This is a genomic window from Bradyrhizobium brasilense, from assembly GCF_029714345.1.
Classification (GTDB): domain Bacteria; phylum Pseudomonadota; class Alphaproteobacteria; order Rhizobiales; family Xanthobacteraceae; genus Bradyrhizobium; species Bradyrhizobium australafricanum.
Map to the genome: position 1 here is coordinate 8,545,919 of NZ_CP121669.1, position 21,079 is coordinate 8,566,997.

The following is a 21,079-nucleotide window of genomic DNA, read 5'->3' on the forward strand; positions in this document are numbered from 1 at the left end:
ACCGGGAGGAAGACAATGAACAACGATCTCGAGGAGCTCACGAAGCTCAACAAGGACTACGTTGACTCCGTCCAGAACTGCGACGTCAAGCGCTTCGACGAAATTCTGGCGCAGGACTTCTACTGCACCAATCCCGACAAGAGCCTGGTCGACCGCGCGGCCTTCCTGAAGCAGACGGCGATCCCGGTGAAGATCAAGGGCCTGAAGGCCGAGGACGTCAGGATCCGCATCCTCGGCGATTTCGCCATCATCCATGCCCAGACCAGCTACACCAACGCGGACGGTGAGTCGGCGCACGGCCGCTACACCGATTGCTGGGCGCGGCAGAACGGAAAATGGCTCGCGGTATCCGCGCATGTCGCGCGTTAGTTCGAACCGTCATTGCCGGGCTTGACCCGGCAATCCATCGCCTTCGAAAGATTCATTAGAGGATGGATGCCCGGGTCAAGCCCGGGGCATGACGCGTAGCGCGGAATCAGCTGTCGAACATGATCACGCTGCGCAGCGTCTTGCCGGCTTTCATGTTGGCAAAGCCCTCGTTGATCTCGGAAAGCTTCAGCTTGGCTGAGATCCAGTCTTCCAGATGCAGCTTGCCGCGCATGTAGAAGTCGACGAGGCGCGGCATGTCGACGCGGAAGTGGTTGGAGCCCATCGACGAGCCCTGGATGCGGCGCTCGCGCAGGAAGTCAAAGCCGTGCAGCTCGATCTTCTGGCCGAACGGGATCATGCCGACGATGGTCGCGGTGCCGCCCGCCGCCAGCATGGCGAAGGCCTGCTCGGCGGTGTCCTTGCGGCCGAGCACCTCGAAGGAGTGCTGCACGCCGCCGCCGGTGAGCTCGCGCACCTGCTGGACCACGTCGCCGCGGGCCGGATCGACGATATCGGTGGCCCCGAGCTTGGTCGCAAGCTGCAGCTTCGCCGGATTGGTATCGATCGCGATGATGCGGCCGGCGCCGGCGATCTGCGCGCCGTTGATCGCCGCCATGCCGACGCCGCCGCAGCCGATCACAGCCACCGTCTCGCCAGCGGTCACCTTCGCGGTGTTCACCACCGCGCCATAACCGGTGATGACGCCGCAACCGATCAGCGCGGCGAGATCGAGCGGCATCTCCTTCTTGATCTTCACGATGGCGTTCTCGTGCACCAGCATCTGCTCGGCGAACGACGACAGATTGAGAAACTGATTCAGCTTCTCCTTCCTGCCCCACGACAGGCGGTTGGAGGCGCCGGGCAGCATCTTCACCGTGGTGTCGGTGCACAGCACGGTGCGGCCGGTGGTGCAATTGTCGCAGGTGCCGCAGAACACCGACAGACAGGTGACGACATGATCGCCGGGCTTCACGTAATTGACGTCGGAGCCGACCTTCTCAACCACGCCGGCCGATTCATGCCCAAGCACCGCCGGCAGCGGGTGCGGATAGAGGCCTTCCATGAAGTGCAGGTCGGAATGGCAGAGGCCCGCGACCGCGGTGCGGATCAGGACCTCGCGCGGCCCCGGATTGGGCACGCTGACATCCTCGATCACCAGCGGCTGATTGACTTCATGCAGGACGGCGGCCTTCATCGGGGTCTCCCTTGACGTTTTTGATTGTTTGAAAAGTTCGCTCGCGCAGCAGCCTACGCTGCGTCAAGCAATTCGCCAACCTCAGCCATGCCGACCGCGCGATCGCCGAGCAGATGCTCGGTCATCCTGCGCTGAACGGTATTTTCCGTTAGCCGGAACGGATCGCCCGGCAGCACGCGGTGATCGATCACCATCCGCGACAGCAACAGCCGACGCGCATCGCCGCGCATCTCGTGGATGCGTCCGCCCTCCCACGCCAGCGCGACCGCGCTTGCGACATGATAGAGCAGGCTGGTGGCGCGCCGCGCATCGCCCTCATTGTCGACGCGGCTCGCCACCTCGCGCGCAAACGCGACCGCACGGTCGCTGAGGTCCCGCAGCCGGTTGCGCCAGGCTTGCGGCACATTCGGACTGTCATCAAGCCGCGCATGCAGATCGGCGGCGAGCGCATTGTCGGCGCCATGGCGGCCGACCGCACGCTTCAACGCATCGATTGCGACGATGTTGCCGGTGCCCTCCCAGATCGAGCCGAGATGCGCGTCGCGCAGCAGCCGCGGCGTGACGAATTCCTCGATGTAGCCGATGCCGCCGCGCATCTCCATCGCGTCACCACAGACCTTGCGGGCGTCGCGGGTGGCGCGGAATTTCAGCGTCGGCGTCAGGATGCGGAGCAGCGCCGCGGCGTCCTGGCTGCCGGCCTCGGCGCGGTCGAGCGCGTCGGCGGTCAGAAAGCTCATCGACAGCGCCTGCTCGGTCGGCAGCATGATCTTCATCAGCTGCCGCCGCGCCAGCGGCAGGTCAATGATGCGCTGGCCGAACACCACGCGGCCCTTCGCCACGGTGATCGCGTCGTGCCAGGCGCGGCGCATCAGCGCGCTCGACTTCACGCCGTTGGAGAGCCGCGACGAGTTCACCATCTCCGCCATCTGCACGAAGCCGCGGTCGAGCTTGCCGACGGCGTAGGCGATCGCGCCGTCGAACTTGATCTCGCCCGAGGCCATCGAGCGGGTACCGAGCTTGTCCTTCAACCGCACGATCCGGTAATGGTTCTGCGAGCCGTCGTCGAGGAAGCGCGGCATCAGGAACAGGCCGACGCCGCGGGTGCCCGGCCCGGCGCCCTCGGGGCGCGCCAGCAGCATCACCACCTTGGCATCGGCATTCGAGCAGAACCACTTCTCGCCGTAGAGCCGCCAGTGGTCCCCCTCCTGCACGGCGCGCGTGGTCAGCGTGCCGACATCGGAGCCGCCCTCCTTCTCGGTCATGAACTGGCCGCCCTGCGTCAGCTTGCTCATGTCGGTCTGGGTCAGGCCGTCGAGATATTTCGCCTTCAACGCCTCGCTGCCGAAATTCGCCAGCAGCTTTGCACAACCGTCGGTGACGTTGATCGGGCAGCCCATGCCGAATTCGGTCTGGTTGAACAGGAAGGTGAACGCGTGCTTGGCCACGACAGGGTATTTGTCGGGCCAACCCATGATGCCCTTGCGGAGCGACAGCGCGTGAATGCCGAACTCGCCGAACGCGGCCTTCTCGATCTCGCGATAGGCCGGATGATACTCGATGTGCTGCACGTCGCGGCCGAACTTGTCGCGCTGATGCAACACCGGCGTATGCCGATCGGCAAGCCGCGCACATTCGTCGAGATAGCCTCCGGCCAATCCACCGAGGCGGTCGAGATGCGGCTCGATATGGCGGAACAATGCATCGGGCAAATGCATCTTCAGAAGATCGGTCAGCGCCGGATCGGCCCGGTAGAAATTCATTCCCGTCGTGTCGGGCGCCAGCAGGCCCGGCTGGCTGGTGGCGGCTGACGTTTTCGGATCCTGCTTGTGCGGCTGCATTGAATTCCCGGCTTCGGTGCTCATTTGTTTGGGCACAACTATCCTCCTCCGGCCGAGCAAAGGAAAGCCCAATGGATATTCCAAAGTACAAGATCGCGCTGATCGTCGGTGCCGGCGCGGGCCTCAGCGCCTCCTTGACGCGGCTATTTTCGCGAGAGGGAATTCGCGTGGCACTGGGCGCCCGCAGCATCGAGAAACTCGGCGCGCTCTGCACCGAAACCGGCGCACGCGCCTATGCCTGCGATACCACCAAGGCCGAGGATGTCGAACGGCTTTTTGGTCTAGTCGAGCGCGAGATCGGAACACCTGATCTCGTGGTCTACAACGCCAGCGGCCGCTCGCGCGGGCCGTTCGTTGAACTCGTGCCCTCAGAGGTCGAGCAGGCAATCGCGGTCTCGGCGTTCGGCGGATTCCTGGTAGCGCAGGAGGCGGCGAAGCGCATGCTGCCCAGCAAGAAAGGCGCGATCCTGTTCACCGGCGCCTCTGCCAGCGTGAAGGGCTATGCGCAGTCGGCGCCGTTCGCGATGGGCAAGTTCGCGTTGCGCGGCCTCGCGCAGAGCATGGCACGCGAATTGTCGCCGCAGGGCATCCACGTCGCGCATTTCGTGATCGACGGCGGCATCCGCAGCGCCGCCCGCACCGAGCCCGCCGACCGGCCGGACTCGATGCTCGATCCCGACGCGATTGCACTGAGCTACTGGAACGTGCTGCAGCAGCCGCGCAGCGCCTGGACCTGGGAGCTGGAATTGCGGCCCTGGGTTGAGAAGTTTTGAGATGACGGAGATCATGTAAGCAGCGTAGGCTGGACGAAACGCCAACGTGATCAAGATCGCGAGCAAGCTGTGAGGCGGTGCGCACGAGGCTTGGCGCCTTTTGCTCATCGCGTGAAGTAACTTTCACCGTCATTCCGGGATGGTGCGCTAGCACCAGACCCGGAATCTCGAGATTCCGGGCTCGATGCTTCGCATCGCCCCGGAATGACGAAACAAACAGACATAAACGAACAGACATGGGGAGCGACGACATGACCGCTGAAATCAAGATCGAGACCGGCACCGACGAACTGCTCTGCGTGATCCGCGATCGCGTCGCCGTCATCACGCTGAACCGCCCGGACGCCCGCAACTCGCTGTCGGACACGCTGACGCCGGCGTTGCGCACGATGATCAGGACCTGCGGCGAGAATCCCGAGGTCGGCGTGCTGCTCGTCACCGGCGCCGGCAAGGCGTTCTGCGCCGGCGGCAACGTCAAGGGCATGGGCGCGCATCGCGACAAAAAGAAGCTCGAAATGTCCTATGAGGACAAGGTCGCGGATTTGCAGGAGCGCCAGCGCCTGCTCACCGGCGCGCTCGCCTCGGTACGCAAGCCGACCATTGCCGCCCTTCCCGGTCCCGCGGTCGGCGCCGGCCTTGCGATCGCGATGGCCTGCGACATCCGGATCGCGGCGCAATCCGCCTTCATCTCGACCGGTTACCTGCGCGTGGCGCTGAGCGGCGATTACGGCATGGCCTGGCTGTTGACGCGGCTTGTCGGCACCTCGCGCGCCCGCGAGCTGATGTTCACTTCGGAGAAGGTCGACGCCGCGAGATGCGAGCAGATCGGCCTCGTCAACCGCGTGGTGCCGGACGAGTCGCTGCAGGACGAGGCCTTTGCGCTGGCGAAGTCGATCGCCGAAGGCCCGACGCTTGCGCTGCGCTACATGAAGGACAATCTCGACGAGGCGCTGCAGTTCGACTTCGCCACCGCGCGCGACCACGAGGCCGAGCGGCTGATCCGCCTCACCACGACGGCCGATCACAAGGAAGCGGTGCAGGCCTTCATCGAGAAGCGCAAGCCGGTGTTTCGGGGGAGTTGATCCCAGTTAAGTGTCCCGTCGTTGCCGGGCTTGACGCGGCAATCCATCGCAAAGGAACGCCTTTTTGTTTGATGGATGCGCGGGTCAAGCCCGCGCATGACGATCTCGTAGCCCGGATGCAGCGCAGCGTAATCCGCGATCGGTCTCACCGCGGACGCAGTCTCCCCGGATTGCGCTTCGCTTCATCCGGGCTACGGGCTGCCGCGCGCAAAATCGACGAACGCCCGCAACGCGGCCGGCAACTGGCGGCGGCTGGGGTAATAGAGGAAGAACCCGGGATAGGCCGGGCACCAGTCGGCCAGCACGCGCACCAGTTTTCTTTTGGCGATCAGCGCCTCGACCTGCGCCTCGAACACATAGGCCAGCCCTGCCCCCTCGAGCGCCGCATCGACCATCAGATCCTGATCGTTCAGCGTGAGCGGCCCCGCGACATCGATATCGACCTCGATGCCGCCGCGCTCGAACTCCCAGCGATAGATCGCCCCGCTGGTGAAGCGGTAGCGAATGCAGGGCAGGCCTTTCAGGTCGTGCGGCGTCACCGGTGGCTTGTGGGTCTTGAAATAGGCCGGCGAGCCGACCACGGCAAAGCGATGCCGCGGCCCGATCGGCACGGCGATCATGTCGGTAGCAATGGTCTCGCCGAACCGCACGCCGGCATCGAAACCCGCAGCGACCATATCGATCAGCGCGTCGTTGATCATGATCTCGACGTTGATATCAGGAAACGCCTTCAGGAAGCACGTGACGATCGGCAGCAGCACCAGTTGCGCCGACTGGCGCGCCGCGGTGAAGCGCAGGGTGCCCACCGGCCGTCCGCGAAAATTGTTGAGATCCTCCAGCGCATCGTCGATGTCGCGAAACGCCGGACTGATCCGTGCGAACAGAAGCTCCCCGGCCTCGGTCAACGCCACGCTGCGCGTGGTGCGGTTGATCAGGCGCAGATCAAGCCGCTCCTCGATGTTGCGCAGCGCATGCGACAGCGCCGAGGCGGACACGCCAAGCTCGGTCGCCGCCGCGCGAAAACTCTTGTGGCGTGCGATGGCGAGGAAGGTGGCGAGGTCGGACGGATCGATCCGCATTGATGAATTTTTCTCAGTAGCTTGAGGAATTCATAGCGGATTACCTCATCTATGGCGAGGCGATATCCCTTTTGCCCATCAGCCCGGCACCGCGCCGGGCCTTACAGGAAAGGGCAAGATCATGCGTGTCTGGTTCATCACAGGAGCTTCGAGGGGATTCGGTGCCCTGATCGCGGAAGCCGCACTCATGGCCGGCGATGCGGTGGTGGCCACCGCTCGCGATCCCGCGACCGTCACCGCTCGCCTCGGCCAGCATGAGCGGCTGCTGGCCACAAGGCTCGACGTCACCAGCGAGGCTGAGGCCCACGCCGCGGCCGGCGAGGCGGTCAAAAAGTTCGGCCGCATCGATATCCTGATCAACAATGCGGGCTACGGCCTGCTCGGCGCGATCGAGGAGGCCAGCGCCGCGGAGACCCAGCGGCTGTTCGGCACCAATGTGTTCGGCCTGCTCGGCGTCAGCCGCGCGGTGCTGCCGCATATGCGCCGGCAACGCTCGGGCCACGTCATCAACATCTCCTCGGTCGGCGGCTACACCGGCTATCCCGGCTGGGGTGTCTACGGCGCGACCAAGTTCGCGGTGGAAGGCATCAGCGAGGCGCTGGCCGCCGAGGTCGCGCCGCTCGGCATCAAGGTGACGGTGGTCGAGCCCGGCTTCTTCCGAACCGACTTCCTCGACGAGAGTTCGCTGTCGCGCACCGCGCAGCAGATCGAGGATTATCATGCGAGCGTCGGCAAGACCCGCACCGCCGCCGCCGATTTCAACCACGGCCAGCGCGGCGATCCGCGCAAGCTCGCCGGCGCGATCCTCAAGCTCGTCAACGCCGACAGCCCGCCGCTACGGCTGCCGCTCGGCAGCGACACCGTGGAGCGGATCGAGACCAAGAATGCGTTCGTCGCGAGGGAGCTCGCGGAATGGCGGACGGTGGCGACGTCGACGGATTTTACGGAGTGATTGTGACGCTTGCTCCTCTTCACCTCTCCCCTTGTGGGAGAGGTCGGAATTCAAGCATCAGCTTGAATTCCGGGTGAGGGGTTCAGGTCTATCCATGAGAGCGAATCTGCCGAGAGGCAGCACCCCTCACCCGCAGCGCATTCCGCTACGCTGCATGCGCTACGGCCTCTCCCACAAGGGGAGAGGCGGCAGCGGCGCAAGCAGAAAGTGAAGCTCGTAGCCCGGATGAAGCGAAGCGAAATCCGGGACAAGTCTCGCGCGGTAGAGCGACCCCGGATTGCGCTACGCTTCATCCGGGCTACGGGGGGCGGAGCATCAGAAAGAAAAGGGCCCGGTTCTGTAGGGGCCAGAACCGGGCCTAGTCAGTCAAACCGCAAGCGAGGACATCGCGGCCAAGCGGGAAGTGGCGGCAAGCCGCCAGCTGGCACAGGGAATGTCTTGCGGTTCGACGTGGATCTCTTTCACGAAGCGCACCAGCTTCCAGTCGCCGGGGCTCTGGGTGAAGGCGTAGCCCGACTTGCGGGCGAGGCCGATCATCGTCGCATTGGAACGCAGCGTGTCGCCGAAGATGCGTTCGGCTCCGAAGGACGCCGCACGGCATTCGAGATTCTTCAGCAACGCCTTGCCAATGCCGTGGCCCTGCCACCGGTCATCGATCGACAGGCCGAACTCGACGCTCGACGTATCGGCATGGAAGGCGTAGCGGGCTTCGCCGACGATGGTCTCAAAGCCATCGACCAGCATCGTCGCGACCACCGTGAACCGGTCAGCCTCGCCGACATGGATGAAACGCTCGAGCTCCGTCTTCGGCAGCTCGCTCAACGCGCCCAGGAAGCGGTTGTAACGGGACCCCGCGGAGAGCGAGCGGATGTAGCTCTGCAGCTCCTCGCGGTCGCGCGGCTCGACGAAGCGCACCTTGACCTCGCTGCCGTTCTTGGCGCGTAGCACGTCAGAGTATTGCTTGAGATCGTCGAGATGCAGCGCAACCATGACACGCTCCTCGGGTGAAGAAATTAGCCGGCGCCCCCGATCGAGGCGACGCCAGCAGTGGCGTCCTTCTCAGGCCCGCCAGAACGGCTTCTCGGTCTCGAACACGATGTCGCTGCGGGACATGCCGATGTCGTGCAGGTCGCGCTCGGTCCACTGCGACAGCTCGCGACGGCGCTCGTAGCGCTCCCACCAGACATGCAGCGTCTCGCCGACCTGGTTCAGCAATCCGGGGGTATGATGATTTGTCATCGATTCATGGGTGAAAATGGACATCTGCGGCTCCTGTCGGTAACCTGTTGGCGGAAATATCGGGGCTATTCGGCCCGCTCACAAACGACACTTTGTACCGTTTCGCATGAATTAAAGTCATGTATTTGGAGACGCCCCAGAGATGACCAGCCGCCTGCCTTCGCTGAATGGCCTGAGGGCGTTCGAGGCCGCCGCGCGGCATATGAGCTTCACGCTGGCGGCGTCCGAACTGAACGTGACGCAGACCGCGATCAGCCATCAGATCCGGCGGCTGGAGGAGGAGCTCGGCGTCCGCCTGTTCGTCCGCCAAAACCGCTCGCTGAGCCTGACGCCGGAGGCTGCCGAATACCTTCCCGGCGTCCGGGCCGCCTTCAACGACCTCAGGCTCGCCACCGATCGCCTGCTGCGCAGGGACGACGATCACGTGCTGACGGTCTCGACGCTGGCATCGCTTGCCGCCAAATGGCTACTGCCGCGGCTGTCGGCCTTCCAGGAGGCGCATTCCGGCATCGACGTTCGCATCACCACCTCGACCAGCCTGGTCGACTTCCAGCGCGACAAGGTCGATGCGGCGATCCGCTATGGCCGCGGCCAATGGGCGGGCCTGCGTGCCGATTGGTTGATGGCGGATGAGTTGTTTCCGGTGTGCAGCCCGTCGCTGCTGCAGGGAACCAGGCCGCTGAAATGCCCTGAAGACCTCAGGGATCACACGCTCCTGCACACCAGCAACGCCAACAGCGACGACTGGCGCCTGTGGCTGACCGCGGCGGGGCTGCCGACCGATATTTCCAAGCAGCCCGGCGTCACCTTCGACCTGCTGTTCGTGACGATCCAGGCCGCGATCGACGGCATCGGCATCGCGATGGGCCGCACCTCCTATGTACAGGACGACATCGCCAAGGGTCGCCTCGTGGTTCCCTTCAAGATTGCGCTGCCGGCCGACGCCGGCTTCTACCTGGTTTCGCCGCAGGGACGCGCCGATACGCCAAAGCTCTCCGCGTTCCGGAGCTGGCTCGGCACAACGGCGCACGCCGCGCCTTGATGCAGCGCACGCGCCGGCCGGAGCTTCGGTTCTGATTGGACCTGAGCCCAAGCGCCAGATCGTTGTTTTGACAAGGTTTCTTCGCGCGAAGCGGCATCCCCTTCGCTCGAGACGCTCCCTGCGGTTTCCACCTACGGCTTTTTTCCCATAGCCCCCCGCGTGATTTCGGGTTGGTCGCGCCGGACAGGCGTGCCAAATTGCCGCACATGGCAGTTAACTGCTTTGGCCGGCGAGACAATTTGCGCCGGCCGTTTCGTCACGGGGAGGAAAGGGCGTTATGTCGCAGTCGAGTTCATCGCAAGTCCCGCAGATCAAATCGCGTCTTGGCGCCATCCTGCGCGCGACCAGCGGCAATTTCCTCGAGCAGTTCGACTTCTTCCTGTTCGGCTTCTACGCCCAGGCGATTGCGAAGGCCTTCTTCCCCTCCGAGAACGAGACCGCGGCGCTGCTCAACGCGTTCGGCGTGTTCTGGCTCGGCGCCCTGATGCGCCCGGTCGGCGCCGTCGTGCTCGGCGCCTATATCGACCGCATCGGCCGCCGCAAGGGCCTGATCGTGACGCTGTCGATCATGGCTATCGGCACCGTGGTGATCGCGCTCTGCCCGAGCTATGCGACCATCGGCATTGCGGCGCCGATCATCGTGCTGATCGCGCGCCTGCTCCAGGGCTTCTCCGCCGGCGTAGAGCTCGGCGGCGTCTCGGTCTATCTCGCGGAGATCGCCACGCCCGGCAATCGCGGCTTCTACACCTCGTTCCAGTCGGCGAGCCAGCAGGTCGCGATCTTCGTCGCCTCGATCCTCGGCTTCGTCCTCAGCGAGAGCATGCCGGCCGCGACCGTCGCCTCCTGGGGCTGGCGCATCCCGTTCTTCGTCGGCTGCCTGATCATCCCGGTGATCTTCTTCCTGCGCCGGACGCTGGAGGAGACCCCGGCGTTCCTCGCGATGAAGAAGCATCCGACCGCAAGCGAGGTGTTCGCCTCGGCGATCGCGAACTGGCGCATCGTCGTGCTCGGCATGATGATCGCGGTGCTGACCACCACCACCTTCTACTTCGTCACCGTCTATACGCCGACCTTCGGCAAGACCGTGCTGAAGCTCTCGACCCAGGATGCGCTGCTGGTGACGCTGCTGGTTGCGGTGACCAATTTCATCTGGAATCCGGTCGGCGGCGCGGTGTCCGACCGGATCGGCCGCAAGCCGGTGCTGCTGGCGATCGCCGGCCTGTCCCTCATCACGGCCTATCCGGCGCTGCACTGGCTGGTGACCAATCCCTCGTTCGGCAAGATGCTGGCGGTCGAGATGATGTTCTCGTTCTATTTCGGCGTCTACAGCGGCACCATGCTGGGCTGCTTGGTCGAGATCGTGCCGGCGCACGTCCGCACCACCTGCTTCTCGCTGGCCTTTGCGCTGGCGGCCGGGCTGTTCGGCACCTTCACGCCGTTCGCCTCGACCTGGCTGATCCAGCAAACTGGCGACAAGGCTTCGCCCGGCTACTGGCTGATGTGCGCCGCAGCTCTCGGCATCGTCGCCGCGCTGATCGTCTATCGTGGCGGCCAGACCATCGAGCAGCGCGAGACGGTTGCGGCCTGATATTCCACTTCGCGGCCGGGCGGGCTCGCTGGGCATGACTTCTCCGGAAAATCGCGACACGCTTTTCCGGATCATGCTCATGCGCCCGGCCGTGTTGCTTTCCATGCCAACAACGATAACAAGAGCGCATGGTTGATCTGACGCGCAGGTTCGACGTGCTGGTGATCGGCGGCGGCAACGCCGCGCTGTGCGCTGCGATCAGCGCACGGCGCGCCGGCGCTTCCGTCCTGGTGCTGGAAGGCGCCCCGAAATTCTATCGCGGCGGCAACACCCGCCACACCCGCAACATGCGCTGCGCTCATGACGCGGCGACCGAGATCCTCACCGGTCCCTACACCGAGGAGGAGTTCTGGAAGGATTTGCTGCTGGTGACCGGCGGCCAGACCGACGAGGAACTGGCCCGCTTCATGATCCACGAGTCCAAGGACATCCTGAACTGGATCGTCGAGCAGGGCGTGCGCTGGCAGCCGTCGCTCGGCGGCACGCTGAGCCTTGGCCGCACCAACTCGTTCTTCCTCGGCGGCGGCCGCGCGATGCTGAACGCGCTCTATCGCACCGCCGAGGAACTCGGCGTCGACATCCTCTATGATGCCGAGGTCATCGACCTCGCGATCGAGGACGGCATGTTCCTTTCGGCGCAGCTGAAGCAGCCGGTCGGCGGCAAGACCGAAGTCCGCGCCTCGACCCTGGTCGCGGCCGCCGGCGGCTTCGAGGCCAACATCGAATGGCTGAAGGAATCCTGGGGCGACGCGGCCGACAATTTCCTGATCCGCGGCACGCCCTATAATCGCGGTGCGATCCTCAAAATGCTGCTCGCGAAGGGCGTGCAGGAGATCGGCGATCCGACGCAATGCCATGCGGTGGCGATCGACGCCCGCGCGCCGAAATTCGACGGCGGCATCATCACGCGTCACGACTCGGTGGTGTTCGGCATCGTCGTCAACAAGCATGCCGAGCGCTTCTACGACGAGGGCGAGGACATCTGGCCGAAGCGCTATGCGATCTGGGGCCGCCTGGTCGCCGCGCAGCCGGACCAGATCGCCTACATCATCTTCGACTCGACCGTGGTGACGAGCTTCATGCCGACGCTGTTTCCGCCGATCGCGGGCGCGACGATTGCCGAGCTCGCCGGCAAGCTCGAGCTCGACGCAGCCGCGCTGGAAAAGACCATCACCGAGTTCAACGCCGCAGTGCAGCCCGGCACCTTCGACCACACCATCCTCGACGACTGCGCTACCCAAGGCATCGCGCCGCCGAAGACGCATTGGGCGCGCCGGATCGAGACGCCGCCCTATCTCGCCTATCCGGTGCGGCCCGGCATCACCTTCACCTATCTCGGCACCCGCGTGAACAGAGAGGCGCGGATACTGATGAAGGACGGCAAGCCGTCCGCCAACATGTTCGCGGCCGGCGAGATCATGGCCGGCAACGTGCTCGGCAAGGGCTATGCCGCCGGCATCGGCATGACCATCGGCAGCGTGTTCGGTCGCGTCGCCGGCCGGGAAGCAGCCAAGAATGCGCGGAACTGAAGGCGAGACTGACGCGATGCACGGGACGAGGATCTTGCAGGAAGCCGACCGTCTGATGACGGTGTGCAATTCCTGCCGCTATTGCGAGGGCCTGTGCGCGGTGTTTCCCGCGATGGAGATGCGTCGCGCCTTCTCCGACGGCGATCTCAACTACCTCGCCAACCTTTGCCATAGCTGTGGCGCCTGCTACACCGACTGCCAGTTCTCGCCGCCGCACGAATTCAACGTCAATGTGCCGAAGACGCTGGCGGTCGCGCGCGCCGAATCCTATGCCGCCTATGCCTGGCCGCGCGCCTTTGCCGGCGCATTCGCGCGCAACGGCCTCGTCATCAGCCTGATCGCAGCGCTCAGCGTCGCCGCCTTCATCTTCGGCTTCGCCGCAGTCAATGATCGCGGCGTGCTCACCGGCATCCACACCGGTCCCGGCGCGTTCTACAAACTGATGCCGCACAATGCGATGGCGCTGCTGTTCGGCGCCGCCCTGCTCTACGCGATCCTGGCGCTGGTGATGGGCGTGCGCGCGTTCTGGCGCGACATCGGCGAGCCGGTCGGCATGACGACGGATGCGAAGGCGCTGTTGCAGGCGATCCGCGACGCCGGCGAGCTGCGCTATCTCGACGGCGGCGGTGTCGGCTGCTTCAACGAGGACTACCAGCCGACCGACCGCCGCAAGCTGTATCACCACTTCACCTTCTACGGCTTCATCCTGTGCTTCGCCGCGACCTGCGTCGGCACGCTGTATCATTACCTCTTGGCGCGCGAGGCGCCCTATGCGTGGTGGGACCTGCCCGTCGTGCTCGGCACGCTCGGCGGCATCGGGCTCGTGGTCGGTCCGCTCGGACTCCTGTCGGAGAAATGGAAGCGCGACCGCGTGCTGGTCGACGAGCAGCGCATGGGCATGGACACCGCATTCATCCTGATGCTGTTCCTGACCAGCATCACCGGCCTCGCCTTGCTGCTGTGGCGCGAGACCGCCGCGATGGGCCCGCTGCTGGCGCTGCATCTCGGCGTGGTGTTCGCGCTGTTCATCACCATGCCCTACGGCAAATTCGTGCACGGCATCTACCGCTTCGTCGCGTTGGTGCGTTATGCGCGCGAACGGCAGATGATGGCGGAATGAATGGTGGTGGGCAGCGCAGCGTAAGCCCGGCTTACGAAATCATTCTGCATCGGGCTTCGTCGCCAGGGCACAGAACCACTCATCCGTCTCAACAAGGTGACCCCTCGTGAAGCCGGCTGCTGCCAGCTTTTCAGCGACCCCTTCCTTGGGCTGTCCGGAGTAACGCGTAAAGCCGAGTGCGATCCCGCCGCCCGGCTTCATCACGCGCCGGACCTCCCGTAGCCCGGCAATGGCGTCCGGCCAGACTTGCATCGAGTTGATCGCCAGCACCTTGTCGAAGCTATCCGCATCGAATGGCATACGCTCCACGGGGCCAAGCCGAAGCTCGACACGACCATCCTCGATCGCGGCCGCGTTCCGGGCTCGAGCTTGCCCGACCATCTCCTGCGACGGATCGATGCCCGCGACGCGTCCCGCCGGCACCAATGTCGACAGGCGTTGAAGGACGACGCCCGGACCAAACCCGACTTCGAGCACGCTGTCGTCAGGTCCGACCTCGAGACGATCTGCGACCCACGCGCCGCAATCTGCATTGGTGCGCGCCATGATCATGCCGCCGAGCTTCCCCAGGAGGCCCCGAGGACGGCCAAACGCACGCAAGAGGATGCTTTGCATGACGCTCACCGATTACCATCTCCGGTGAACAGGATTTCGGGACGGTCGCGGCTACAAATCCACCACCACGTAGTCACTCTCCACCGCGACCTTGATGGTCTCGGCGACATACGGTCCCTTCACCACATTGGTGCCCGGCTCGACGCTGACCGGATAGGCGCGCACGCGGAAGCGGCGCGGGTCGCAATAGGACTGGCCGGTGCGGATGTCGAACTCCCAGCCGTGCCAGGGGCAGCGCAGGATCTCACCGAGCTTGGTGTATTCGATCTCGCCGGGATCGGACGATGAGGCGAGCCCGATCAGCGGCCCCTCGCACAGCGCCGCGCCCTGATGCGGGCAGCGGTTCAGCAGGCCGAAGAATTCGCCCTTAACGTTGAAGACGGCGATCGGCCGCCCATCGATCTCGAGGAATTTTCGCGAACCCGGCGGCAGCTCGTCCACTGGGGCTATCACGTGCCGCGCCATCAATCGTTCTCACGCATGATCTGATTCGAAAAACCGGTTCCAACTTTTTCGGATCATGCGATACCGTACAGCTGCCTGGCGTTGTCGAGATAAAACGCCTGGCGATTGGCATCGCTGACGCCGGCCGGCAGCACGCGCGACGGCTCGTCGTAATCCCAATGCGGGTAATCGGTCGCGAACAGCAGCCTGTCCCAGCCGATCCACTCGATGGTCTGGAACAGATGGTCGCGGCTCTCCGGATCCTCCATCGGCTGCGTCGTCCACCAGATGTGGTCGCGGATATATTCCGACGGCTTGCGCTTCAGATGCGGCACCTCGGCATGCAGCCGCGAAAACACCCTGTCGAGCCGCCAGGCCAGCGACGGCGCCCAACCGAAGCCAGCCTCGACCATCACCATCTTCAGTTTCGGGAAGCGCTCGAACACGCCCTCGAGCACGAGGCTCGCCAGCGCGGTCTGCTGGCACTGCGAATGCCCGACCATCTCCTCGATATAGTAGCTCGGCCACCCCGACGCGGTAATCGGGTTGCCGCCGAAGCCGAAGGCGTGCACACCGATCGGAAGGCCGGCTTCCTGTGCCGCCTCATAGATCGGCCAGTAACGGCGCTGGCCGAGCGGCTCGACATTGCGGCTGAGCAGCAGAACCTGGACGAAATTTGTGTCGCCCGCGCGCTTGCGGATTTCGGCGGCGGCCGACATGCCATCCTCATTGGCGACGACGACCGAGCCTTTCAGGCGGGAATCCTTGCTGGTCCATTTTTCGATCTGCCAGTCGTTGATTGCCGAACAGATCGCGCCGGCGAGATCCTGGTTGCGGATGCCCTGTCCGGTGTTGAGCGGGTTGAGCACGCCGAGCGCGACATTGTTGGGATCGAGGTGCTGCTTCTGCATGAAGGACAGCGACGAGCCCTGCGGGCCGCCTTCCGGCGGATAGGCATCGCGGCGCGACGCATTCGGCTGCGCCTTCGGATAGGGCGGGCCTCCTATCATGCCCTGATAGGCATGGACGCCGAAGGTCTCGAGATGCGCATGCCAGCGCTTTTCGAGATAAGGATACAATTCATCCTTGGTGGCGCGGGCCGGATGGATGTCGCAGTCGGCGATCGCGGTCTTGATGCTGGTCGGCGATGCGGTTTCGGGACGCTCGCGGAGCTGGATGTTCATGGCGTCATCTCCTTCACCTTGAGCCGGCCATAGGTCGCATGCGGATTATCGATCATGATCTTGCGTACCAGATCCTGCGACAACCCGTGCGGCAGCACCTCGTCACCGTCGAACTGCCAATGCGGATAATCTGACGAGAATAGGATCAATTCGTCCGACTGCATATGGTCGAACAGGCGGTTCAGCGTGTCTCCGTCCGGCGGCGCATCGACCGGCTGCAGCGAGAAGCGGATGTTGCTGCGCACAATCTCCAGCGGCGCGCGGTCGACCCACGGGGTCTCCATGCGCACGCCGCGCCAGAACTTTTGCAGCCGCCACAGGAATGGCGGCAGCCAGGTGAAGCCGGACTCCAGCATCACCATTTTCAGGTTCGGATGGCGCGCGAACACGCCCTCCACGATCAGGCTGGTGAGCTGGGTCTGGAACGCCTGCGCCTGCGCGACATAATCCTCGATGTGATAGGAGCCCCAGCCGACCGAGGTCGGCGGATTGTGATAGGCGCTGCCGGCATGGATGCCGACCGGCAGGCCGAGCCGTTCCGCCGCGGCGTAGATCGGCCAGTAGTGCCGCTTGCCAAGCGGCATGTCGCCCATCACCAGCATCAACACCTGCACGAAGCGCTTGTCCTGCGCACAGCGCTCGATCTCGGCGACCGCCTTTTCGATGCTCTGCACCGGGATCACGATCGAGCCGCGCAGGCGATCGTCCTTGTCGAGCCATTCCTTGACCAGCCAGTCGTTCAGCGCGCGGCAGAACGCATCGGCCATGTCCTCGGAGAACACCATCTGCACGCCATAGAGCGGATTGCAGATGCCGTAGGCCGTGCCGAACCTGTCGAGCGCCTGGCGCTGCATGTCCGCAAGGCTCGAGCCCGGCTTGCCTTGCGCCGGACGCCAGTCCGGCCGCGACGAGATCGGCGAATTGGTCGGATAGGATTGCGAGATCAGGTCGGTCATGCCGCGCGTCGTCACCTGGTCGCGCCAGTAGTCGTTCATGTACGGCAGCAGGCTGGTGAGGTGAGGTACGGCGGGATGCAGATCGCAATCCACGCCGCCCGCGATCGGCGACGTCATGATGTTTCCTCCGCGCACGCCCTCACGACAAGCTTGTCGGGCGGCGCTTGGTTCTTGTCTTGCATTCAATCAGGCCATGCCGCGGCCTGCAACTCGGCAAGGGCCTGCGTGCTGTGCTAGGAAGGCAGGACGCCCCACGGGATTTTCATGGCAAGCAAAGAAGGCCGATGAACGCGCTCACATCCATCGCCGAACAGGTCGCCGCAAAACTGATCGCGAACAAGCAGACGATTGCGGTAGCGGAATCCTCGACCGGCGGACTGATCTCCGCTTCGCTGCTCGCGGTTCCCGGCGCGTCGGCCTACTTCCTCGGCGGCGGCGTGATCTACACCCGCGACGCGCGGCGTGCGCTGATGGACATTCCCGACGACGCCATGCGCGGCATCCGCTCGGCATCGGAACCCTACGCGCAATTGCTGGCGCGGCAGATCCGCGAGCGCCTCGCGACCGATTGGGGATTGTCGGAGACCGGTGCTGCCGGCCCGACCGGCAACCGCTACGGCGATGCCGCCGGCCACAGCTGCATGGCGGTCGCAGGCCCCCGCCAGCAGGTGATCACGCTGGAGACCGCGAGCGGCGACCGGCAGGCGAACATGCAGGCATTTGCGAAGGCGGCGCTGGAGCTGCTGTTGAAGAATCTGGAACGGTGACTTCGTAGCCCGGATGAAGCGAAGCGCAATCCGGGACGACTTCATCCGCTGAGCGACTGTTCCCGGATTTCGCTGCGCTTCATCCGGGCTACAAGAGCAGCGCGCGGCTCACTTCTCGCGGAACGAGCGCATGAACTGGTCGCTCATCGGCTTCATCAGGTAGGACAGCATGGTGCGGTCGCCGGTCTGGACGAAGGCTTCCACCGGCATGCCCGGGATGATCTTCACCTCGCTGCCGAGGCGCGCCACTTCTTCCGGCGGCATCGAGACGCGGATGGTGTAATAGCTCTGCCCGGTGCGCTGGTCGGTGGTGACGTCGGCGGAGACGCGGGTGACGACGCCGTTCAGCTCCGGCGTGGTGCGCTGGTTGAAGGCGGAGAGCCGCAGAACGGTTTTCTGTCCGACCTGCAGCTTGTCGATGTCCTGCGGATTGACCTTGGCTTCGACCGACAGATCGTCGGCCTTCGGCACGATCATCATGATGGCGTCGCCCGCGGTGATGACGCCGCCGACGGTGTGCACGGTCGACTGCAGCACCACGCCGTCCTGCGGCGCGCGGATATCGATGCGGCGAAGCTGGTCCTCGGCGGTCACCTTACGCTCGACGAACTCGCCGATCTTGTCGTTGGTCTCGCGCAGGTCCTTCGAGACCTCTGCCAGCATATCCTTGTCGACCTGGATGATCTGCAGCTCGGTCTCGGTGATCTTGCCCTTGGCCTGCGCGCGCGAGGCGATGTACTGCGCGCGCTCGCCGGAGAGCCGCGCCGCGTCGCGCTCGAGCGTGGTCAGGCGCGTCAGTTGCACCAGATGCTGCTCATAGAGCTGGCGGACGCCGACCAACTCCTGCTGCACCAGCGCGATCTCCTTGTCCTTGGCGCTCTCCTGCGCCTGCAGGCCGGAGATCTCCTCGTTGAGCTGGGTAACGCGCTCGCGCAGCTGCGCCTTCTGGCCGGTGCGGCCGTTGACGCGGACCTCGAACAGCTTGGTTTCGCTGGCCATGATGTCGCGAACGTCCGGATCCTTGGCCTGCTCGAGGAGCTGCGGCGGGAAGGTGATCTTGTCGCGGCCCTGCTGCTCGGCCTCGAGCCGGGCCGCGCGCGCATAAAGACCGTTCAGCGTCTTGACCACGATCGCAAGGCTGGCCTTCACGACGGTCTCGTCGAGGCGCACGACGATGTCGCCCGCCTTGACCACGTCGCCGTCGCGCACCCGCACCTCGCCGACCACGCCGCCGGTCGGATGCTGCACCTTCTTGACGTTGGATTCGACCACCACCGAGCCCGGCGCGATCAGCGCACCCGAGATCGGCACCGTTGCGGCCCAGCCGCCGACGCCCCCGCCGAGAACCAGAACCACGGCGAGACCGACGATCAGATGCTTGCGGATCGAGCGATGGGCGTTGCGCGGTTGATCGGTCATGACTTGGCGGCTCCCGCATCCGCGACGATCTTGATCGGCGTCGGCACCGGCGGCGCGGCACGCTGCAGCACCTGCGCGAGCACGGCCTCCTTCGGCCCGAAGGTCTGCATGCGGCCGTCCTTCAGCACCAGCAGATGGTCGACGCCCTCGATGCCGATCGGCCGGTGCGCAACCACAATGACGACCGCGCCGCGCTCGCGGGCGCCGCGCACCGCGCGGGTCAGCGCCTCGTCGCCTTCGCTGTCGAGATTGGAGTTCGGCTCATCCAGCACGATCAGGAACGGATTGCCGTACAGCGCCCGCGCCAGCGCCACGCGCTGCGCCTGGCCGGCGGAGAGCGCGGTACCTTGCTCGCCGACCTGGGTGTCGTAGCCCTCGCGCATCTTGATGATCATCTCGTGCACGCCGGCCTCCTTGGCCGCCGCGATGATGCCGTCGGACTTGGCGTCGGGATCGAACCGGCAGATGTTCTGCGCGACCGTGCCGGCGAACAGTTCGACGTCCTGCGGCAAATAGCCGACGTGGCGCCCCAGTTGGTCGGACGACCATTGGTCGAGCGCGGCGCCGTCGAGCCGTACCTTGCCGCGCGCCGGCATCCAGACGCCGACCAGCGCCCGGATCAGCGACGACTTGCCGGAGCCGCTCGGGCCGATCACGCCGACGCCGCTGCCGGCTTCGACGGCGAAGGTGATGTCCTGCACGATGGCGCGCTGGTCGCCCGGCGCGACCATGGTCACGGCCTCGACCGAAAGCTTCTTCTCCGGCGCCTGCAACAGCGTCTGCTCGGGCCGCGCCGGAATTTGCTGCAGCAGGCGGTTGAGCCGCTGCCAGCTCTGCCGCGCGGCGACGAAGCCCTTCCAATGCGCGATCGCAAGATCGACCGGCGCCAGTGCCCGCGCGCTCAGGATCGAGCCGGCGATGATGATGCCGCCGGTGGCCTCCTGATGGATCACGAGATAGGCGCCGACCGCGAGCACGGCGGACTGCAGCATCATGCGCAGCACCTTGGCGACCGCGCCGAGCCCGCCGGTGACGTCGCTCGCACGCTGGTTGCCGGACAGATATTCCTCGTTGGCCTCGTTCCAGCGCCTGTTCATGCGGCCGGCCATGCCCATCGCCACCAGCACCTCGGCGTTGCGGCGGCTGGAGGCGGCAAGATCGTTGCGCCGCGCCGCGAGCGTCATCGCTTCCTTGGCCGGCGTGCGCGACAAGTATTCGGTGATCAGCGTCAGCGTCACCAGAATGACGGCGCCGATCAGCGCCGTGACGCCAAGCAGCCAATGGAAGGCAAAGCAGATCACCATGTAGAACGGCAGCCAGGGCAGATCGAAGAACGCGCCGGGACCCATGCTGCCGAGGAAGGAGCGCACATTGTCGAGGTCGCGCAGCGGCTGCAGGCCTTCGCTGCGATTGCCGGCCATCAGCGGCAGCCGCACGACCGTGTCGAACACCCGCGCATTGAGCGCTTCGTCGAGCGAGGTGCCGACGCGGCCGAGGATCCGTCCGCGCAGCAGGTCGAGCACGCCCTGAGCCATGTAGAGGACCGCGGCGATGACCACGAGGCCGACCAGGGTCGGAACGCTGCGGCTCGGCAGCACCCGGTCGTAGACTTGCAGCATGAACATCGAACCTGTCAGGTAGAGCAGGTTGATCATGCAACTGATAAGGCCGACGCCGATAAAGGCGCTGCGGCAAGCGCGCAGCGCCTCAGCCAGTTCGGAACGCCGGACAGCGGGCGCGGCTGCCATAAAAACTGATCTCTGCAAAACAAAAGAGTTACGTGATCACCACGTTGTATAGACGTTTGCGACCACCGTCCATTTAAGTCGCGTGAACCAAAGCATGGTTCGCGGCCTCATTTTGTGATCGCACCGACAGTTGACGGAAT

At 64.9% G+C, this 21,079-nt stretch carries 20 protein-coding genes; 9 read left to right on the forward strand and 11 right to left on the reverse strand.

The genetic code is table 11. The features are described from left to right. Positions 1–15: 15 nt before the first annotated feature. Positions 16–369: a nuclear transport factor 2 family protein gene (locus QA635_RS39625; RefSeq protein WP_283065387.1), complete on the forward strand. Its 354-nt coding sequence runs from the start codon at positions 16–18 to the stop codon at positions 367–369. A gap of 106 nt (positions 370–475) precedes the next feature. On the opposite strand, the gene QA635_RS39630 is transcribed toward QA635_RS39625, so the two are convergent. After that, positions 476–1,564: a Zn-dependent alcohol dehydrogenase gene (locus QA635_RS39630; protein ID WP_018269116.1), complete on the reverse strand. Its 1,089-nt coding sequence runs from the start codon at positions 1,562–1,564 to the stop codon at positions 476–478. A gap of 53 nt (positions 1,565–1,617) precedes the next feature. After that, positions 1,618–3,402, reverse strand: a complete 1,785-nt coding sequence (locus QA635_RS39635; RefSeq protein ID WP_283065390.1) for an acyl-CoA dehydrogenase family protein — start codon at positions 3,400–3,402, stop codon at positions 1,618–1,620. 71 nt (positions 3,403–3,473) lie between these two features. Here QA635_RS39635 and QA635_RS39640 point away from each other — a divergent pair, with 71 nt between their 5' ends. Both QA635_RS39640 and QA635_RS39645 read left to right on the forward strand, forming a co-directional pair. After that, positions 3,474–4,175: an SDR family NAD(P)-dependent oxidoreductase gene (locus QA635_RS39640; protein WP_028339127.1), complete on the forward strand. Its 702-nt coding sequence runs from the start codon at positions 3,474–3,476 to the stop codon at positions 4,173–4,175. Positions 4,176–4,426: 251 nt separating this feature from the next. After that, entirely contained in the window at positions 4,427–5,257 is an 831-nt protein-coding gene (locus QA635_RS39645; protein WP_225163312.1) for an enoyl-CoA hydratase, read from the forward strand. 191 nt (positions 5,258–5,448) lie between these two features. Here QA635_RS39645 and QA635_RS39650 read toward each other — a convergent pair whose 3' ends face one another. Continuing rightward, the gene (locus QA635_RS39650) at positions 5,449–6,336 is read right to left on the reverse strand and encodes a LysR family transcriptional regulator (RefSeq protein ID WP_283065394.1); all 888 of its coding nucleotides are present in this window, start codon (positions 6,334–6,336) and stop codon (positions 5,449–5,451) included. Between the two features lie 121 nt (positions 6,337–6,457). Here QA635_RS39650 and QA635_RS39655 point away from each other — a divergent pair, with 121 nt between their 5' ends. Continuing rightward, positions 6,458–7,288 (forward strand): oxidoreductase, encoded by an 831-nt coding sequence (locus QA635_RS39655; RefSeq protein ID WP_283065396.1) that lies wholly within the window; start codon positions 6,458–6,460, stop codon positions 7,286–7,288. A gap of 366 nt (positions 7,289–7,654) precedes the next feature. Here QA635_RS39655 and QA635_RS39660 read toward each other — a convergent pair whose 3' ends face one another. Next, positions 7,655–8,278 carry a GNAT family N-acetyltransferase gene (locus QA635_RS39660; protein WP_168858646.1) on the reverse strand — a complete coding sequence of 208 codons (624 nt, stop codon included), beginning with the start codon at positions 8,276–8,278 and terminating at the stop codon, positions 7,655–7,657. Positions 8,279–8,347: 69 nt separating this feature from the next. Beyond that, on the reverse strand, positions 8,348–8,551 hold the full coding sequence (locus QA635_RS39665) for a DUF1127 domain-containing protein (protein WP_028339130.1): 204 nt from the start codon (positions 8,549–8,551) through the stop codon (positions 8,348–8,350). A 118-nt stretch (positions 8,552–8,669) separates the two neighbouring features. Here QA635_RS39665 and QA635_RS39670 point away from each other — a divergent pair, with 118 nt between their 5' ends. The 4 genes from QA635_RS39670 (at position 8,670) to tcuB (ending at position 13,806) form a co-directional block, all read left to right on the forward strand. Further along, a complete protein-coding gene (locus tag QA635_RS39670; RefSeq protein ID WP_028336584.1) occupies positions 8,670–9,569 on the forward strand; it encodes a transcriptional regulator GcvA in 900 nt (299 codons plus the stop codon). A gap of 277 nt (positions 9,570–9,846) precedes the next feature. Beyond that, on the forward strand, positions 9,847–11,157 hold the full coding sequence (gene tcuC / locus QA635_RS39675; RefSeq protein WP_016846804.1) for an MFS transporter: 1,311 nt from the start codon (positions 9,847–9,849) through the stop codon (positions 11,155–11,157). A gap of 128 nt (positions 11,158–11,285) precedes the next feature. Then, positions 11,286–12,686 (forward strand): FAD-dependent tricarballylate dehydrogenase TcuA, encoded by a 1,401-nt coding sequence (gene tcuA / locus QA635_RS39680; protein ID WP_425249105.1) that lies wholly within the window; start codon positions 11,286–11,288, stop codon positions 12,684–12,686. 16 nt (positions 12,687–12,702) lie between these two features. Then, on the forward strand, positions 12,703–13,806 hold the full coding sequence (gene tcuB / locus QA635_RS39685; protein WP_283072089.1) for a tricarballylate utilization 4Fe-4S protein TcuB: 1,104 nt from the start codon (positions 12,703–12,705) through the stop codon (positions 13,804–13,806). A 39-nt stretch (positions 13,807–13,845) separates the two neighbouring features. Here the strand turns inward: tcuB and QA635_RS39690 are convergent, their stop codons facing one another. The 4 genes from QA635_RS39690 to QA635_RS39705 are packed head-to-tail and all read right to left on the reverse strand — an operon-like array spanning position 13,846 to position 17,122. Further along, positions 13,846–14,421: a class I SAM-dependent methyltransferase gene (locus QA635_RS39690; protein ID WP_283065402.1), complete on the reverse strand. Its 576-nt coding sequence runs from the start codon at positions 14,419–14,421 to the stop codon at positions 13,846–13,848. A 51-nt stretch (positions 14,422–14,472) separates the two neighbouring features. Next, positions 14,473–14,886, reverse strand: a complete 414-nt coding sequence (locus QA635_RS39695) for a Rieske (2Fe-2S) protein (protein WP_016846808.1) — start codon at positions 14,884–14,886, stop codon at positions 14,473–14,475. A 53-nt stretch (positions 14,887–14,939) separates the two neighbouring features. Further along, positions 14,940–16,049, reverse strand: coding sequence for an amidohydrolase family protein (locus QA635_RS39700; RefSeq protein WP_283065407.1), 1,110 nt, complete (start codon positions 16,047–16,049; stop codon positions 14,940–14,942). Continuing rightward, the gene (locus tag QA635_RS39705) at positions 16,046–17,122 is read right to left on the reverse strand and encodes an amidohydrolase family protein (protein ID WP_283065409.1); all 1,077 of its coding nucleotides are present in this window, start codon (positions 17,120–17,122) and stop codon (positions 16,046–16,048) included. Before QA635_RS39705 ends, QA635_RS39700 begins: the two co-directional genes overlap by 4 nt. 167 nt (positions 17,123–17,289) lie before the next feature. On the opposite strand from QA635_RS39705, the gene QA635_RS39710 reads away from it, so the two are divergent. After that, a complete protein-coding gene (locus tag QA635_RS39710) occupies positions 17,290–17,772 on the forward strand; it encodes a CinA family protein (protein ID WP_283065410.1) in 483 nt (160 codons plus the stop codon). 108 nt (positions 17,773–17,880) lie between these two features. Here the strand turns inward: QA635_RS39710 and QA635_RS39715 are convergent, their stop codons facing one another. Then, positions 17,881–19,191, reverse strand: a complete 1,311-nt coding sequence (locus QA635_RS39715; RefSeq protein WP_076832588.1) for an HlyD family type I secretion periplasmic adaptor subunit — start codon at positions 19,189–19,191, stop codon at positions 17,881–17,883. Then, positions 19,188–20,939, reverse strand: a complete 1,752-nt coding sequence (locus QA635_RS39720; RefSeq protein WP_253625132.1) for a type I secretion system permease/ATPase — start codon at positions 20,937–20,939, stop codon at positions 19,188–19,190. Before QA635_RS39720 ends, QA635_RS39715 begins: the two co-directional genes overlap by 4 nt. Between the last annotated feature and the right edge of the window lie 140 nt (positions 20,940–21,079).